Source organism: Streptococcus oralis (genome assembly GCF_026782375.1).
Taxonomy (GTDB): domain Bacteria; phylum Bacillota; class Bacilli; order Lactobacillales; family Streptococcaceae; genus Streptococcus; species Streptococcus oralis_CL.
Window position 1 is genome coordinate 888019 of record NZ_JAKUWJ010000001.1, and the last position, 17228, is coordinate 905246.

The 17228-nt window shown below is 42.1% G+C and carries 18 protein-coding genes and 2 riboswitches; of the genes, 3 read left to right on the forward strand and 15 right to left on the reverse strand.

What is annotated here, in order from left to right:
• From MK409_RS04450 to typA, 11 genes are all read right to left on the reverse strand, one after another.
• A complete protein-coding gene (locus MK409_RS04450) occupies positions 1-1386 on the reverse strand; it encodes an ATP-binding cassette domain-containing protein (RefSeq protein WP_268705474.1) in 1386 nt (461 codons plus the stop codon).
• Entirely contained in the window at positions 1387-1947 is a 561-nt protein-coding gene (locus MK409_RS04455) for an ECF transporter S component (RefSeq protein WP_000915275.1), read from the reverse strand.
• Between the two features lie 159 nt (positions 1948-2106).
• Positions 2107-2195, reverse strand: a riboswitch (TPP riboswitch).
• A gap of 123 nt (positions 2196-2318) precedes the next feature.
• Positions 2319-2987 carry a TenA family protein gene (locus tag MK409_RS04460; RefSeq protein ID WP_268705475.1) on the reverse strand — a complete coding sequence of 223 codons (669 nt, stop codon included), beginning with the start codon at positions 2985-2987 and terminating at the stop codon, positions 2319-2321.
• Between the two features lie 215 nt (positions 2988-3202).
• A riboswitch (TPP riboswitch) is annotated at positions 3203-3291 on the reverse strand.
• A 147-nt stretch (positions 3292-3438) separates the two neighbouring features.
• Positions 3439-4575: an L-lactate oxidase gene (lctO, locus tag MK409_RS04465; RefSeq protein ID WP_045617471.1), complete on the reverse strand. Its 1137-nt coding sequence runs from the start codon at positions 4573-4575 to the stop codon at positions 3439-3441.
• Between the two features lie 162 nt (positions 4576-4737).
• On the reverse strand, positions 4738-5370 hold the full coding sequence (gene pyrE / locus MK409_RS04470) for an orotate phosphoribosyltransferase (RefSeq protein WP_000170890.1): 633 nt from the start codon (positions 5368-5370) through the stop codon (positions 4738-4740).
• Positions 5371-5412: 42 nt separating this feature from the next.
• A complete protein-coding gene (gene pyrF, locus MK409_RS04475) occupies positions 5413-6114 on the reverse strand; it encodes an orotidine-5'-phosphate decarboxylase (RefSeq protein WP_001209288.1) in 702 nt (233 codons plus the stop codon).
• A gap of 205 nt (positions 6115-6319) precedes the next feature.
• Complete coding sequence (locus MK409_RS04480) at positions 6320-7444, reverse strand: cell division protein FtsQ/DivIB (RefSeq protein ID WP_268705476.1); 1125 nt, start codon at positions 7442-7444, stop codon at positions 6320-6322.
• A gap of 9 nt (positions 7445-7453) precedes the next feature.
• Positions 7454-8512 carry a UDP-N-acetylglucosamine--N-acetylmuramyl-(pentapeptide) pyrophosphoryl-undecaprenol N-acetylglucosamine transferase gene (locus MK409_RS04485; protein ID WP_268705477.1) on the reverse strand — a complete coding sequence of 353 codons (1059 nt, stop codon included), beginning with the start codon at positions 8510-8512 and terminating at the stop codon, positions 7454-7456.
• A gap of 1 nt (position 8513) precedes the next feature.
• Positions 8514-9866, reverse strand: coding sequence for a UDP-N-acetylmuramoyl-L-alanine--D-glutamate ligase (murD, locus tag MK409_RS04490; protein ID WP_268705478.1), 1353 nt, complete (start codon positions 9864-9866; stop codon positions 8514-8516).
• Positions 9867-9983: 117 nt separating this feature from the next.
• Complete coding sequence (locus MK409_RS04495; RefSeq protein ID WP_061852761.1) at positions 9984-10238, reverse strand: DUF3165 family protein; 255 nt, start codon at positions 10236-10238, stop codon at positions 9984-9986.
• 19 nt (positions 10239-10257) lie between these two features.
• Positions 10258-12099, reverse strand: a complete 1842-nt coding sequence (gene typA / locus MK409_RS04500; protein ID WP_268705479.1) for a translational GTPase TypA — start codon at positions 12097-12099, stop codon at positions 10258-10260.
• Between the two features lie 160 nt (positions 12100-12259).
• Between typA and MK409_RS04505 the strand changes: the two genes are divergently transcribed.
• The gene (locus tag MK409_RS04505; protein ID WP_268705480.1) at positions 12260-12985 is read left to right on the forward strand and encodes a 16S rRNA pseudouridine(516) synthase; all 726 of its coding nucleotides are present in this window, start codon (positions 12260-12262) and stop codon (positions 12983-12985) included.
• Positions 12986-13029: 44 nt separating this feature from the next.
• Here the strand turns inward: MK409_RS04505 and MK409_RS04510 are convergent, their stop codons facing one another.
• The 3 genes from MK409_RS04510 to MK409_RS04520 form a co-directional block, all read right to left on the reverse strand.
• Entirely contained in the window at positions 13030-13269 is a 240-nt protein-coding gene (locus MK409_RS04510; protein ID WP_268705481.1) for a DUF4190 domain-containing protein, read from the reverse strand.
• Positions 13270-13355: 86 nt separating this feature from the next.
• Complete coding sequence (locus MK409_RS04515) at positions 13356-13736, reverse strand: rhodanese-like domain-containing protein (RefSeq protein WP_268705482.1); 381 nt, start codon at positions 13734-13736, stop codon at positions 13356-13358.
• Positions 13733-13966, reverse strand: a complete 234-nt coding sequence (locus tag MK409_RS04520) for a YqgQ family protein (RefSeq protein WP_002874361.1) — start codon at positions 13964-13966, stop codon at positions 13733-13735. The genes MK409_RS04515 and MK409_RS04520 overlap by 4 nt, the downstream gene beginning before the upstream one ends.
• A 101-nt stretch (positions 13967-14067) precedes the next feature.
• On the opposite strand from MK409_RS04520, the gene MK409_RS04525 reads away from it, so the two are divergent.
• A complete protein-coding gene (locus tag MK409_RS04525) occupies positions 14068-14976 on the forward strand; it encodes a LysR family transcriptional regulator (protein ID WP_001222590.1) in 909 nt (302 codons plus the stop codon).
• Between the two features lie 48 nt (positions 14977-15024).
• Positions 15025-16824: an N-acetylmuramoyl-L-alanine amidase gene (locus MK409_RS04530; RefSeq protein ID WP_000734928.1), complete on the forward strand. Its 1800-nt coding sequence runs from the start codon at positions 15025-15027 to the stop codon at positions 16822-16824.
• A 31-nt stretch (positions 16825-16855) separates the two neighbouring features.
• Here MK409_RS04530 and MK409_RS04535 read toward each other — a convergent pair whose 3' ends face one another.
• Positions 16856-17173 carry a hypothetical protein gene (locus MK409_RS04535; RefSeq protein WP_008289485.1) on the reverse strand — a complete coding sequence of 106 codons (318 nt, stop codon included), beginning with the start codon at positions 17171-17173 and terminating at the stop codon, positions 16856-16858.
• Between the last annotated feature and the right edge of the window lie 55 nt (positions 17174-17228).

Genomic DNA, 17228 nt, shown 5'->3' on the forward strand with positions numbered 1-17228 from the left:
CTATCTTACCTCCCCTTGAATATTGCTACTCTGAGATATGAGTGGTTTGGTAATTGTCACTTCTTTCACATGACTGAGACCCTGACTAGTCATCTCAATCCAATAATCAACCACAGAGATCAAGGGATCTAAACGATGGCTAATGATCAGAAAACTTCTTCCTTGATTTCTCTCCTCCAGAATCCACTGACAAAAATAATGGCAGGCTCTATCATCCAAACCAGCAAATGGCTCATCTAGCAAGATCACAGAAGCCTTGCTGGTCAAGATGGTCAAGAGCTGAAGAATCTTTTGCTGACCACCACTTAATTGATAGGGACTCTTATCAAGTGCCTGCTCCAGATCAAAATATTGTAAAGCTTGGAAAATTCGCTGATTTCTTTCGGAATCAGGTCCATCTAATTGAAGCTCTTCTCGCAGACTGGCTCTGATAAACTGCTTCTCAGCTTCCTGAACAACACCCGTCAGGTCACGGTACAAACTCTTTTTCTTTTTCAGGACTGTCCCCTTCCAGGTAATGCGCCCCTTATACTTTTGAAATTGAAGAATAGAGCGAAAGAGGGTTGATTTCCCGACACCATTATCACCCAAGATACAGGAAATTCCTTGGTAGAATGTAAAATCCGCAATTGAAAAGAGGGGGCGATGATCCAGCTCACAAGTCAGACGATCCAAATGGAATAGTTCTGGACTAGAAGCAACTTCCTTTGAAGAAACCTGTATCATCTCAGAGTAAGGGACTTGAAACACTTCCCTCAGTTGCCCGTCTCTCAGCTCCACCATATGGTCGATATAGGCTTCATAATCAGATAAATCATGGTCGCACAGGATGACTGCCTTCCCATCAAGAGCCAACTCTTTTAGAATCTCCAATATCTCGATTCTGCTCTTGCGGTCAATGGAAGCAAAGGGCTCATCCAAGAGATAGACCCTAGGATTCATAGCAAAGAGAACAGCCAAAGCAGCCTTTTGCTTTTCCCCACCTGATAAGTGATGAATTGGACGGTGCAAAATCGCCTTACAGCGACATTGCTGGACAACCTCTGCTATTTTAGCATCAATCTCCTGAACGGGATGCCCAATATTTTCCAAGGTAAAAATCAGCTCCTCAAACAAATTCTCCATGGTAAATTGATGATTAGGATTTTGAAAGAGAATGCCAACCGTCTGGACACGTTCGACGATAGAAAGCTGACTGACCTCGCTCCCATCTATCAGGACTTGACCACTATAGGGAAGAGAACTGACTTGAGCAATGACTTGAAAGAGACTGGATTTTCCTGAACCACTGCTCCCAACTAACAAGGTAAAAGCTTGCCCATGAAAAGTAAAATCAATCGGTTCCGAAAAGATTGGGGATTGAATCCCTCTTAATTCCAGGCCCATCTATGCCTTTCCTCCAGCAGCAAACTGATGATAGAGTTTGACAATGGCACGAACCAAGATGGTACAGAAGAAAAAGACAGAAATAAAGCGCACCACAAGCAAGGAAAGGACAAAAGGAAGGGAGAAGGCGTAGTAACCTAACTTAATGTATTCATAGACAAAACTAACAAGCGTAATCCCAATACTATTAGCAGTTAGAGAGAGCCAACTTTCATAGCGATTCTTGGTTACGATAAAACCAAGTTCACTTCCCAAACCTTGAACCAAGCCAGACAAAAGAGCACCTAGACCGAATTGGCTACCATAAAGAACTTCAGCAAGCGCAGCGAGCACTTCTCCAATCGTTGCACTTCCGACTCTTGGAACAAAGATAGCCGCAATAGGTGCAGCCATACACCAGAGACCAAAGAGGATTTCATTGGCAAAAGCCTGTAAACCAAGAGGGGCTAAAATCAGAGTGAGGATATCAAACAGATAGCCAGATCCCACAAAAACGCCACCAAAAAAGATAGACAAGAAAGCAAGTAAGATAACATCTTTTAATTGCCATTTTTTCAACATAAAAAACTCCTTTTTTAAAAGAAAAGTGGGGCATTCAAGGTGAGCTACCAAAAGGCTTGCCGTCAAGCCTATCCTCTTTTGATAAACAAAAAAACTCCAATTACAATCAAGAATTAGAGTTTAGCTTACAAGATTAGACAGTCCTTTTCGACATACGAAAAAAACCTTTTCACATTTCCCTTCGCCAGTCTTAACTGTATCAGGTTCAATGGGTATCATCTCAGCCTAAAGCACCCCAAATGTCTTTATTATTTTATTACTGGACTAGTATAACAGAAATTGAAAGCCCTAGCAAGATTTTTGACCGGAAAATATATTTATATGGTTTGTTTGTTAATTCTTTTAATCTACATAAAAGTATTGAAACTGTCCTATAATTCATAACCGATATCAAAAAAGGCTAATTCTAAAGCAACTGCTTGATTCCAGCGTTGCTGAAGTTCTGTCAAATCTTCTCTACCTTTCCCGACACGATTGAGTTCGTCAACCAGAAATTGAACCCACTCTGTAAAGAAAGGACCTCTGTGGAGATTGATCCATTCCAAATGAATATAGGCTTCAGGTAGTGCCAAATCTTTAGAACCCCAGTCTAGATAGAGACCTTCTGCAATGACCAGCATGACCAAAAGATGAGCATAGTCTGATGAAGTCACAGCAGAATACATTAGCTCCTGAAACGCTTTTGTTACAGGGTGCAAGGTCACTTCTAGATAGTCATTCTCTGCTACTTTTAACTCTTTGAAAGCCTTTTGGAAATAACCATCTTCATCTGCTTCAAGAAAGCCTAGTTGCTTGGCAAAACGAAGTTTGGATTCAAGCTGGTCTGCGTGTGCTACGCAGGCACCCAGCATGGATAAGAAGGCATCAAAGAAATGATAATCTTGAATCAGGTAGTCTTTTAAGACCTTATTCTCAATTGTCCCCGCAAAAAGTTCCTTAACAAAACGATGATTGATTGCAGCCTGCCAATCCTTCTGACTGCTTTTTAATAATTCTCCAACGGTCAAACCTGGCTGAAATGCATAGTCTTGTGTTTCCATATTTATTTTCCTTTCTTTACTCCTTAGTAATCAATAAAACACCAAGAGATACCAAGCAAAATCGTAATTCCACTTGATACTTTTAAAGAACATCGAGGGCATTTGCAGAGAGCTACCTAAACAAGCCTATCCAGTTTGTATAAACAAAAAAACTCCAATTACAATCAAGAATTAGAGTTTAGCTTACAAGATTAGATTGTTCATTTCACCATACGAAAAAACGTTTCACATTTCCCTTCGCCAGTCTTAACTGTATCAGGTTCAATGGGTATCATCTCAGCCTAAAGCACCCCAAATGTCTTTATTATTTAATTACTGCACCAGTATAGCAAAAAATGAAAGCCCTAGCAAGATTTTTGATTAGAAAATATATTTATATAGATTTCAATGGTGATTTATTCTTCCTATAGACAAAGAAAAACCTCCACATTCAGTGGAGGCAATCTTTTTATCAATACAATTTTAAGTCGCGTGGGTCAACTGGGAAGGTTGGGTTGTATGGGTTGTGACGGAGTTTGAAGTGTTTGACATCTTCAATGGTCTGAGTTCCAGATAACTGCATAACTGTCTTCAATTCCGCATTCAAGTGTTCAAAGACTTGGCGTACACCGACACTACCACCGAGGGCCAAGCCATAGATAACAGGGCGACCAATAGCTACCAAGTCTGCTCCTGAAGCCAAGGCTTTAAAGACGTGTTGACCACGACGAATACCTGAGTCAAAGACGATTGGTACGCGTTTGTCAACTGCTTCTGCTACTTCTTGAAGTGAGTCAAAGGCAGCTGGCCCACCGTCGATTTGACGGCCACCGTGGTTGGTTACCCAGATACCAGAGGCACCTGCAGCAAGCGAACGTTCAACGTCCTCACGGCATTGTGGTCCTTTAACGTAAACTGGTAATCCTGAGTATTCAGCGATAAATTCTACATCACGTGGAGACAAGCGTTGTTTAGCTGATTTGTAAACAAAGTCCATTGATTTACCAGCACCTTCTGGCAGGTATTCTTCAACAATCGGCATGCCAACTGGGAAGACAAAACCATTACGCTTGTCCACCTCACGATTGCCTCCTACAGTCGCATCTGCTGTCAAGACAATCGCTTTATAACCTTCAGCCTTCACACGGTCCATGATGTGGCGGTTAATACCATCATCTTTACTAAAGTAAAATTGGAACCAGTGAGGTGTCCCTTGAAGGGCTTCCGTAATTTCTGGAAGATCTACAGTAGAGTAAGAACTAGTTGTATAGAGGGACCCAAACTCATGCACGCCACGCGCAGTCGCCACTTCACCCTGTTCATTTGCCAATTTATGAGCCGCAACAGGCGCCATAATGATTGGTGAAGATAGTTTTTCACCTGCAAATTCAATCTCTGTACTTGGATTTTCCACATCACAAAGCGTATGAGGAACGATGAGTTTATGGTTAAAGGCACGGATGTTCTCGCGTAAAGTGAAAGTATCCTCTGCTCCACTGGCGATATAACCAAAGGCAGCTTTAGGAATGACTTGTTGCGCCATTGCCTCTAAATCATAAGCGTTAATAAAGTCTACAGGTCCTTCTGCATTACTTGTTTTATATGACATAAAATGCCCTCCTTGTTAAGTAAGCGTTTGCTTTTTATCTTACTTAAACATCTTAACTCTTTTTCATACTGTTTTCAAAAAATTTGTCTGAGAATTTCAAACTGATTACCTGAACCTTTCAAAAAATCAGGTAATCCTTGTGACTACCTGATTTTCTATGTTTTAAGCATTTTGCCAATTTTCTTGGTCTTCTTTAAAGCGTTTTAAGAGAGCGAGTCCCTCTGGTGTGATGTAACCTTCTTCTTGGGCTAGGTGAATGAGCTCGCTATAGTTAGATAGTGTCACCAATTTGACACCAGCATCCGCAAAGTTCTTATCTGCTTTTGGTAGTTGATAACTAAAAATCGCTACAACACCAAGAACATCTGCCCCTTCACGTTTGGCAGCTGCAACGGCTTCTAGTACAGAACCACCAGTTGAAATCAAATCTTCGACAACGACCATCTTTTGACCTTGGGCTACACGGCCTTCGATTTGGTTGCCTGCTCCGTGGTCTTTTGGTTTGCTACGAATATAGGCAAAGGGTAGATTCATTTTGTCAGCAATGATGGCTCCGTGGGGAATCCCTGCTGTCGCTGTTCCTGCAATCACTTCTACCTCTGGAAAGGCTGCCTTGATAGCATCTACAAAACCATTTTCAATCAAGGTTCTAGTTTCTGGGTAAGCCAGAGTCACGCGGTTATCTGTATAGATAGGTGACTTGATACCCGATGCCCAAGTAAAAGGCTCTTCTGGTTTGAGGTAAACTGCCTGAATTTTCAATAGGTGGCTAGCAATGTCTTTAGCAAGTGTCATGGTTTTCTCCTTCTTATCCTTACATCTCTTAGCGAATACGCTTTAGGCCCAGTCTCGTGTCCATTCTTCCTTGATAGCATGGTAGGCTGCTACAGGGTCTTCCGCCTGCGTGATTGGACGGCCTACTACAATGTAGTCACTACCGATTTGATAGGCCTGACCAGGGGTCACTACGCGTTTTTGATCCGCTGCTTCAGCACCTGCTGGTCGAATACCTGGCGTCAAGCAAATAAAATCTTCGTTTGTAGCTTCCTTGATGAGTTGGGCTTCTTGGGCTGAACAAACCACACCATCCAATCCAGCTTCTGCTGTTTTCTTAGCATAGTGAATCACTGATGCTTGCAGACTTGTTTGAATATTTTGGCAGTCTTGCATCTGTTCTTCGGATGTTGAGGTCAACTGGGTCACCGCGATGAGAATTCCCTTATCTCCCAACCCTTCACGCGCAGCCTGCATCATTTCAACCCCACCTGCAGCCTGAACATTGGTCATATCTACACCCAAACTAGACAAGATTTTCATGGTCGATTTGACTGTGTTTGGAATATCATGCAACTTGAGATCCAAAAAAACGCTGTGTCCTAATGATTTCAAATAACGTACAACCTCTGGGCCTACCGCATAATAGATTTCCATTCCAACCTTGACATAGAGCTTTTCCTCTGCTGGAAAAAGGGCTAAAAATTCCTTTGCTTCTTCAAAACTTGGAAAATCTAGGGCAATGACCGGGCGACTCTCACGCATATATTTCTCCTTCTGATTCTTCTTACAGTCCACCAAACTCCTTAAAATGACTATGAAAAAAGGAACCTGCTAGCAGCAAGGTTCCACGAAAAATGGGTAGTCTCCACCCTTTCACCGTCTAACCTTAGCTGCCTCTCTGGACTGCTTTAAAGGTTTTTTTCTATTCTATTATTTATATAGGAACTTGTCAAGTAAAAACTGGGCTTTATTGTTGCTGTTGTTTCTTTTCTTCAGCTTCTTTTTCTTCCTGTTTTTTCTTCTCAGCTTCCTGTGCCTCTTTTTTAGCTTTTTCCTCAGCTTCTTCCAAAAGTTTATCCGCTAGGCTCGTACTATAGATTCCAGCTTCCATATCGATAAAACTCGGTTCTGCTAATTGTGGCTTAATTTTACTGTAATAAGGCAATTTTTTACTCAACTCTGACAAGGGAACCAATATTTCATCTGTATCCAGCATTGTGATTTTTAGAAGATCTGCAGTTGCCTTACTTGGAGCTAGTTCGATCTTCTGGATTTGACTCTTTATGTCCTCGCTGATGCTAGAAAGACCCGCAATCAGATCCTTCACCTGCTGCTCATCGTTAAAGGTAACTGTTAGGTAGGTCTCAGGCAGGTTCAAAAGGTTGACAGGGCTTGAGTCAATTGTTCCACTAGACAGGATTGGATAGTGGTCTTCACCAGTCACATAGTAGCCAACAATCTCAAACTCTTTGACTTCAATCGTAAAGTTTGTCGGAAATTTGTAGTCAATCTTTGCTGACTCTATCCAGTGATTCAACTTGATCTTCTCAGCGTGCTTGTCCTTGTTCAACAACAAAGACAAGGTATAGTCACTATCCTGAATACCAGAAACCTGTTTAATGTCATCCGCTTGGGTCTGGACATTCCCCTTAACCTCGATATGCTTAAGAGTCGAAAGAGGAGTCAAGAGATAGATAGAAAGGAGGAGAACCAGAACACTCGGCACCAAGATACCGACTGCCCTCCAAATATGAACGGGAGCAATTTTCGGCTTGGCAGGTTTTTCTGGCTTTTCTTTTTTCTTCTTCTCTTTCTCTTTTTTTACTTCGCTGTCTTCCTTTTGAGCTTTCTCATCTTTCTCGGAGGGTTTCTGACTTGGACTTGCATCTTCCTCGTCGGACTGACTCGAGGATTTCTTGGCCTCCTCCAATAACTTCGAGTTGGCCTCCTTTCGAGCTTGTTTTTCCTTTTCCTTCTTCGCAGCTAGAGCAGCTTCTTCCTCAGCCTTTTTTTTCAGGTATTCCTGGTTTCGTTTCTGCCATTCAGACAATTCTTGCTTCTGGTTTGATTCTTTTTTCTTATCCTTTGACATTGGTTTTCCTTATGATAAGTCTTTTCTTAGTAGGGCATAAAAATCATCAAGAGATTTCAATTCAGTTGAAGCCCTCATACTAGCTTGGTATTGGTCCTTATGACTAAGCAGGTGACTGATTTTCTCCTCCAAGCTTTCCAAGGTCAATTCTGTCTCTTGGAGTTCCGCTGCATAGCCCTTTTTAACAAAATAGGCCGCATTTTCAATCTGGTCTCCTCGGCTCGCCTCACGTCCAAGAGGGACAATGAGATGGAGTTTCGCCATTGCCAAAAGCTCAAAAATCGTGTTGGCACCACCTCGAGTCACCACCACATCCGCCATCTCCATCAAAGGTTGATAGAGATCCGTCACATAATCAACACGAAAGAGATTTTTACTCAACTCATTGAGGTTTGAATCCCCAGTTAAATTGATAATATTGTAGCGTTCTGTCAGTTCTTTCTGATGGTCTGTTACCAGTTGGTTAAAAACACGGGCTCCTGCAGAACCTCCGACAAATAATACGGTTGGCAATTTAGGATCAAAGTGGATTTGGATATCCACCAATTCATCTGGTTCAGGAGTTTTTTGGTCTGAAACCTTGGTCACTGCCCCCACATGCTCAACTTTTGCAAGACTAGCAGGTTGCTCAAAGGTTGAGTACATCTTGGTCGCAAATTTATAGGCGATTTTATTGGCCAAGCCCATGGACAGGTCCGATTCGTGGATAAAGACAGGCACTCTAGACACACGTGCTGCGATAACCGGCGGTACTGAGACAAAGCCCCCCTTAGAAAAGATAGCCTGCGGACGCAGTCGTAACATGATAAAGAGGGATTGGACAATTCCCCAACCAACTTTAAACACATCCAGCATGTTTTGCCAGGAGAAGTAACGACGTAATTTCCCTGTCGCTATGGAATGGAAGGTCACATCCAGACCTGACTTGAGAATTTCTTGGTGTTCGATTCCATGCTTGTCACCAATATAGTGAACTTCCCAGCCGTCTTTGATGAACTTAGGCATTAACAAAAGATTGAGGGTGACATGTCCAACCGTCCCCCCACCTGTAAAGACAATTTTTTTCATATTATTCCTTTAACTCCGCTACTGTGTCAATAAAGAGGTCGCCACGTACTTCAAAGTTAGCATACATATCCCAACTAGCATTGGCGGGACTGAGGAGAACCACATCTCCTTGAGTCGCGAGCTCATAAGCCTTGCGGGTCGCATCAGCAATATCAGTCGCATCTACATAAGCCACACCAGCCTTATCCGCTGCACGTTTGACACGTTCTGCAGACTGACCAAGGATGACTATTTTCTTGAGGCCAGTGATGTCTGGCACCAGCTCGTCAAATTCATTTCCACGGTCCAAACCACCTGCAATCAAGATGACCTTGCTCTTGTCAAATCCTGACAAGGCTTTCTGCGTTGCCAAGATATTGGTTGATTTACTGTCGTTATAAAATTTCACACCCTTAATCTCATCCACAAATTGGAGACGGTGTTTGACACCACCAAAGGCTGAAAGAGTTTCCTTGATGGTTTGATTGTCCACGCCACGAAGTTTGGCTACTGCAATCGTTGCAAGGGCATTTTCCACATTGTGGCTACCTGGAACACCAATCTCATCAGCTGCCATGACCTCTTCACCATGGAAGTAGAGCAGACCGTTTTCTAGATAAGCTCCATCAACCTTTTCCTTTGTTGAAAATGGTACAACAGTAGCCTCTGTTTTTGTGGCCAAGTCTTTTGCCAAGTCTTGGTTAAAGTTCAAAATAAGGAAATCAGCTGCTGTCATCTTATTTTGGATATTCCACTTGGCTGCCACATACTCCTCAAAAGAGCCATGATAGTCAAGGTGGCTAGGCATGAGATTGGTAATGACCGCAATCTCTGGATGGAACTCCTGGATTCCCATCAGTTGGAAAGAAGAAAGTTCCATGACGAGGGTATCCTTGGCTGTCGCAGTTTGAGCAACCTGACTAGCTGGATAACCGATATTACCTGATAAGAGACCATGTTGACCAGCAGCAGACAAAACATCCCCAATCATGGTCGTTGTGGTCGTTTTTCCATTTGAGCCAGTAATACCAATAATCGGTGCTTCTGAGATCAAGTAAGCCAATTCCACCTCAGTCAAGACTGGAATCCCTTTGGCCAAAGCCTTTTCAATCATGGGATTGCTGTATGGGATGCCTGGATTTTTTACCATCAGAGCAAAATCTTCATCCAAGAGTTCCAAAGGATGCCCACCAGTGACAACCTTGATTCCCTCTTCTAGCAAACTTTGCGCAGCAGGATTTTCCTCAAAAGGCTTGCCGTCATTTACTGTCACAATGGCACCCAACTTGTCTAACAAACGGGCTGCAGACTCACCAGACTTAGCTAAACCTAAAACAAGGACTTTCTTATTTTTAAATTGATCGATTACTTTCATGTCTCAAACTCCATTTCTACTCCTACTATTTTACCATTTTTATGGAAATAATACTAAACGAAAATGCTCTAGTCCTCATTCTGACATTGAAAAAGAGAGCCGTAGCTCTCTTTCTATTTATCTTCTTTTGCTCTTTTTTTCAGACATGAGCGTAATGTCTCTCAAGCTAAAGTAGGCTAGAGCCAGCATAGCGATTGTGACAAAAAATTCTGTCGGTAATTGGAAAATCTGCAGGACGGACAAGAACAGCAAAATCAAGAGTGCAACAACTACAAAGACCAAGATAACGATGTTGACTGTTCCTTTGATACTTTGAGGTGTCGCAAATACATAGAGTAGTAATAAGAGTATCCCTATGATTAAATAGACCATCTTTATCTCTTTCTAGCTCTTATTCAGCTGATTTTTTCTTTTTATTGGCTTTCTCACGCTCTGCCTTATTGAGGATTTGCTTACGCAAACGGATAGACTCAGGCGTTACTTCCATGTACTCGTCGTCGTTCAAGAACTCAAGTGATTCTTCAAGGGTCAAGATACGAGGTGTCTTGATAACCGCTGTTTGGTCCTTAGTAGCTGAACGGACGTTGGTCATTTGTTTGGCCTTGGTGATATTAACTGTCAAGTCGTTTTCACGAGAGTTTTCACCGATGATCATTCCTTCGTAAACCTCAGTACCTGGGTTGACAAAGATTGTACCACGTTCTTCGATCGACATGATTGAGTAAGTTGTAGCCTTACCAGCATCGATGGAAACAAGGGCACCACGGTGACGTCCACCAATTTCACCTGGAATCAATGGCAAGTATTGATCAAAGGTATGGTTCATGATACCGTAGCCACGAGTCATTGACAAGAACTCAGTTGAGTAACCGATCAAACCACGCGCTGGAACAAGGAAGACCAAACGAGTTTGACCATTACCAGTTGAAATCATATCCAACATTTCACCCTTACGTTCAGAAAGGCTTTGGATAACAGAACCTTGGTATTCTTCTGGAGTATCGATTTGCACACGTTCAAATGGCTCACATTTAACACCGTCGATTTCTTTTACGATAACTTCTGGACGAGATACTTGAAGCTCATAGCCTTCACGACGCATGGTTTCGATAAGGATTGACAAGTGCAATTCTCCACGACCTGAAACAGTCCATTTATCTGGTGAGTCTGTTGGGTCAACTCGTAGGGAAACGTCTGTTTGCAATTCTGCTTGCAAGCGTTCTTCCACCTTACGAGAAGTCACCCATTTTCCTTCACGACCTGCAAATGGTGAGTTGTTGACCAAGAAGGTCATTTGAAGAGTTGGCTCATCGATATGTAGGATTGGAAGAGCTTCAACTGCATCTGTCGGAGTAATGGTTTCACCAACAAAGATATCTTCCATACCAGAAACAGCAATCAAATCACCTGCTTTTGCTTCTTGGATTTCACGACGTTCCAAACCAAAGAAACCGAAGAGTTTTGTAACACGGAAGTTTTTGGTTGTGCCGTCTAGTTTAGAAAGGGTAACTTGGTCCCCAACCTTAACCGTACCACGGAAGACACGACCGATACCGATACGTCCAACGAAGTCGTTGTAGTCCAAAAGTGACACTTGGAATTGCAAAGGCTCATCTGAGTTATCTACTGGAGCTGGGATGTGGTCGATAATCGTGTCAAAGATTGGCGCCATTGTTTTTTCTTGATCAGCTGGATCGTCTGATAATGAAGATGTTCCGTTAATAGCTGAAGCATACACTACTGGGAAATCAAGCTGATCATCATCTGCACCAAGCTCGATGAAGAGTTCCAATACTTCGTCCACTACCTCTGCTGGACGGGCTGATGGTTTGTCGATTTTGTTGACAACCACGATTGGGACAAGGTCTTGTTCCAAGGCTTTTTTCAATACGAAACGAGTTTGTGGCATGGTTCCTTCGTAGGCATCTACGACCAAGACAACACCGTCAACCATTTTCATGATACGCTCAACTTCTCCACCGAAGTCCGCGTGTCCTGGTGTGTCCATGATGTTGATACGAGTTCCGTTGTAAGCAACGGCAGTGTTTTTCGCAAGGATGGTAATTCCACGCTCTTTCTCGATATCGTTTGAGTCCATAGCGCGCTCTGCCAACTCTGTACGAGCGTCCAATGTTGAAGATTGTTTCAACAATTCATCAACGAGGGTTGTTTTCCCGTGGTCAACGTGGGCAATAATGGCTACGTTACGGATATCTTCTCTTAATTTTGTCATGATTTCCTCTATATTATTTAAAATTTATTTTCTAACTGAGCAATTATACCACATTTTCAGTCAAATGACATAACTCAAGCAAGTGTAAATGTTTTCACTCTGTTTTTCTAGTCAAGGCAACTCTTTTCAAAGTCAGAGACTTATGATAAGATAGGCTGGTATGCGTTTAGATAGATTATTAGCCCAAGAAAAGGTCAGTCGCAAGGCTATGAAACAGACTCTATTAAAAAAAGAAATCCTAGTCGACGATAGTCCAGCTCGCTCCCTCGCTCAAAATGTCGACACTGGATTGCAAAAACTAGTCTTTCAAGGACGGCAGATTCAAGGATACGAGCACAGCTACCTCATGCTTCACAAGCCAAACGGAGTCGTTACAGCGAGCAAGGATAAGAAACTGCCAACCGTAATGGACCTCCTTCCACCTGACATCCAGTCTTACCAGCTCTATGCTATCGGCAGACTAGACCGCGATACGACGGGACTGCTCCTTTTGACAGACAATGGACCTTTAGGCTTCCAACTCCTTCATCCCCAGTACCATGTCGATAAATCCTATCAAGTGGTAGTAAACGGACCGCTCACGTCAGAACATATCCAAAAATTCAAGGATGGAATCGTCTTTTTAGATGGGACCACTTGTAAACCAGCTCAGCTCGAAATTCTGTCCTCAAGCCCAACAGAGAGCCATGCCTCCATCACCATTTCAGAAGGGAAATTTCATCAGATTAAGAAAATGTTCCTCTCAGTAGGAGTCAAGGTGACCTCTCTCAAACGAGTTCAGTTCGGTGATTTCACTTTAGACCCAGAACTATCAGAAGGGCAATTCCGTTCCTTGAATCCAGAAGAATTAGAGTTGATTAAAAAACACTTAGAAAAAAGTGGATAAAACAAAAAAGCTTTATGTTTAAAGCTTTTTTTATTTTTACTTATCTAAGAAATTCTAAGAAATATCGCGATGGTTAGAATCCAGTTAAGAACAGAAACTACAAGACCTACGATGTTGAGAATTTTTTCTGTTTTATAGTCTAGTCCAGATTCTTTTTGGTATGAAAAAGCCAAGACCAATCCTATGATCCCCAAAATCAGACCTACTATTGGAAATAGCAAACCAAGGACGATAGATAAGATACCTAAAATAAGTGAAGATTTTTTCTTTTGTTGTGAATTCATATTACAAAATCTCCTTAAATTTAATATAAATGATGATACCATAAAATGCTAGCTTTATCTATCATTCGACAGTTTTTAACAGAATGTTAGCTCGTCTTGACCTTCCCAATCCAAGAATCCAATCCATAAGAAAGGATATAAATCTCAGAAAAACCTTGTTTTTTCAGATAGAGAGCTGCATTGGTCACTCCTTGTCCGCGTTGGTTTTCGTAGAGAAGGACAGGTTTATCCTTGCGAAGAGCTGCAAGGCTTGACTTCAACTGATTTGAAGGAATATTGCGAGCTCCGAGGATATGTTTTCTGTGAAATTCTGCTGCATCACGGACATCAATCAATTGCCCTTTCCGAATCAAGGCTTCAAACTCTGCATTGTCTACAATCTTAGCCGCACGACGAATACGAAGGTAGTTATACCCCATCCATGCCGCCATCGCTAGTACGATTCCCCACAAAATCCAAATTGTCATAAGTTCTTATCTCCATTTTTCTCTATGTAGTCTAATTCTATCTTGTGCTCTCTACGAAGAACAGCTTCTGCCTCTAGATAGTCTAGCTTGTCCATCAGACCTGCATCATAGATCCGAGAGAGTTCGAGCTTCATCAGTTCAATATCATACAAGCGCTTCCCCACATAGACAATAATGCCAAACTGTTTGAGAAATTGCTGCACATCATAGAATGTTTTCATAGCTTTCATTCTAACAGATTTTAGACATTTTTTCAATACTGGACCGGCTCTTCCCCCTATTTTCTTCGTCTTCATTGCCCATTCTTCCGCAAGTATGGTACAATAAAAGCATGAGAATTCAACAATTACACTATATTATCAAAATCGTCGAAACTGGCTCTATGAATGAAGCAGCTAAGCAACTCTTTATCACCCAACCTAGTCTCTCCAATGCCGTTCGAGACTTGGAAAATGAAATGGGCATTGAAATCTTTATCCGCAATCCCAAGGGCATTACCTTAACCCGTGATGGGATGGAGTTTCTCTCCTATGCCCGTCAGGTCGTTGAGCAAACCCAGCTTCTGGAGGAACGCTATAAAAATCCTGTCGCCCACCGCGAACTCTTTAGCGTTTCGTCTCAACACTATGCCTTTGTGGTCAATGCCTTTGTATCCCTACTCAAGAAAAGTGATATGGAAAAATACGAGCTCTTCCTTCGTGAAACTCGGACTTGGGAGATTATCGACGATGTCAAGAACTTCCGTAGTGAAGTCGGTGTCCTCTTTTTGAATAGTTATAACCGTGATGTTTTAACGAAAATGCTGGATGACAACCACCTCTTGGCCCACCATCTTTTTACAGCCCAGCCCCATATCTTCGTCAGCAAGACCAATCCTCTGGCAAAGAAAGATAAGGTTAAACTAGAAGACTTGGAGAACTTCCCTTACCTCAGCTATGACCAAGGGACTCACAACTCCTTCTACTTCTCTGAAGAGATTCTCTCTCAGGAATACCACAAAAAATCTATCGTAGTCAGCGACCGTGCCACCCTCTTTAATCTCTTGATTGGTTTGGATGGTTACACGATTGCAACAGGGATTTTGAACAGCAACCTTAACGGAGACAATATCGTTTCCATTCCACTGGACATTGACGACCCGATTGAACTAGTCTATATCCAGCATGAAAAAACCAGCCTGTCTAAGATGGGCGAACGCTTTATCGAGTATCTACTAGAAGAAGTTCAATTCGATAATTGATAAAAAATAAAGATTAAAAGGGAAAGAGAAAAAGTTAGGAAATAGAAAGTGAAAAAGTTACTACTTGCCAGTGCTCTGATTCTGTCAATAGCAGGATCTATATTAGCTCCCGTCTCTGCAGAAGAAAACCAATCACAAACTCCTTCTGCTGTTAAAGAAAAGCAATCCAAAGATGATCAAAAAGATGCTATTGTTAAGGAGAATACAGAACCCGAAGTTCTTCCAAAAGTAGATGCGCAAGAAGCCAAACCCAAAAAAGAGGGCTGGTACCAAGAAAACTACCACTGGCGCTTCTACCAAGATGACCAACCTGCAGTGAACTGGAAAAAAATTCAAGGCAAATGGTACTACTTCGACCAAAATGGTGACCGTCTCCAGTCCACTATCTATAAAGGTTATGCCTTTGACCAAGAGGGTGCTATGGTGGAAAATAGCTGGACCAAATTGGAGAATCAATGGTATTACGCTGCTCCTTCTGGACGATTAACTCAAAATGCTTGGAAAAAAATCAATGGTGCTTGGTACTATTTTGACCAAACTGGAATCATGCTCAGCAATACAAGCATTGATGGCTATTTCTTAGGTCAAAGTGGAGCCATGGTATCTCAAGGTTGGCAAGAGGTCAATCACGTTTGGTACTACGTTCTGCCGTCAGGAAAAATCTCTCAAGACAAATGGGAGAAAATCAAGGGTACTTGGTACTATTTTGACAAAGAAGGAAGGATGTTGAGCGAAACAACCTTCAAGGGCTACCTCTTTAAGAAGAGTGGAGCTATGGCAGAAAACAACTGGGTCAAAATCAAGGATACTTGGTTCTATGCTAGCGATTCAGGCAGATACGTCCAAGACAAGTGGCAAAAAATCCAGGGCTCTTGGTACTCTTTTACTCATGATGGGGGAATGCTAGCAGATAAATGGCAAGGAAGCTACTACCTCAAGACCAGTGGGGCCATGGCTGAAAAAGAATGGATCTTCGACAAGACTTATAAGAGCTGGTTCTATCTAAAAGCGAATGGGCATTATGCAAATCAGGAGTGGATTGGAGCTTATTATCTCAAGTCTGGTGGCTATATGGCCAAAAACGAGTGGATCGATGATAGTCAAGACAAAGGGCGTTACTATTTGGATGAAAATGGTCGCTATGTTACAGGAATTCACAAGATTTCTGGAAAAGACCATCTCTTCCAAAAAGATGGGAAATGGATTTCTGAAGTTTCAACTGAGGGTGGATTTGTAAAAGGCCAATACAGTAACACCATCTTCCTCGATCCCGGACACGGTGGTCGAGATTCTGGCGCCTTTTACTACAATGTAGCTGAAAAAGATCTCAATATGCAAATCTACCGTAAACTTCGCACCAAGTTAGAAGAACTAGGCTACAAGGTTCTCACCTCACGTGATAGTGATATTGATGTAGATTTCATTACAGAACGTTCCCGTATGGTCAACAAAACCAACTCTGACATTTTTATCAGTATCCACTTCAATGCAACTGGAAACGCATATTCAAAAGCGAGCGGTATTCAAACCTACTCCTATAGCGATGAACCTGATTATCCAAGTAAGATTAATCAATACTGGCACAACCATCCTGATCGCATTAGTGAAAGTAAGCGCCTCGCTGCTGCTATCCACTCCTCTCTCTTAGCCGAAACAGGGGCTAAGGATGCTGGTCAGTTAGAAAGAAGTTTTGCCGTACTACGCGAAACAGCCAAACCAGCCGTCCTCCTTGAACTTGGTTATATGGATAATTTCACTGAAAGCCAACAAATCAGAGATAGTCGCTACCAAGATAAACTGGTCGCAGGCATCGTAAAAGGGATTCAAAAATATTACGCTGGTAAATAAAAATAAAGTCTCGAGGTTTCTCGAGACTTTTCTATTTGTCTTCTTTTTTATCTTTATCAGGAAAGAGGTAGCCAATTCCTACACAAGCTAACACACCGGCACCAATCACCAAACCACTTGAAATTGGCAAGAGATCAAAAATAGCATTTGCAATGATAAAGGCAATAATCAAGCACATCAGACTAGCCTTATAGTCTTTTTTCAAAAGATTTTCTAGAGTGAAATAGAGGAACAAGCCAACTGGAATCAGTGACCAGAGATTGACATCCAAACTTGGCCAGCCAACAGATCCAAAATACAATACTAGCGCTGCTGCTACTAAAAATACAAGTCCTAATAATTTTTTCATTTTTTTGTCTCCATTTTCTTTTTTGGTTCTTGAGTTGTCTGATACTGACCTCTCA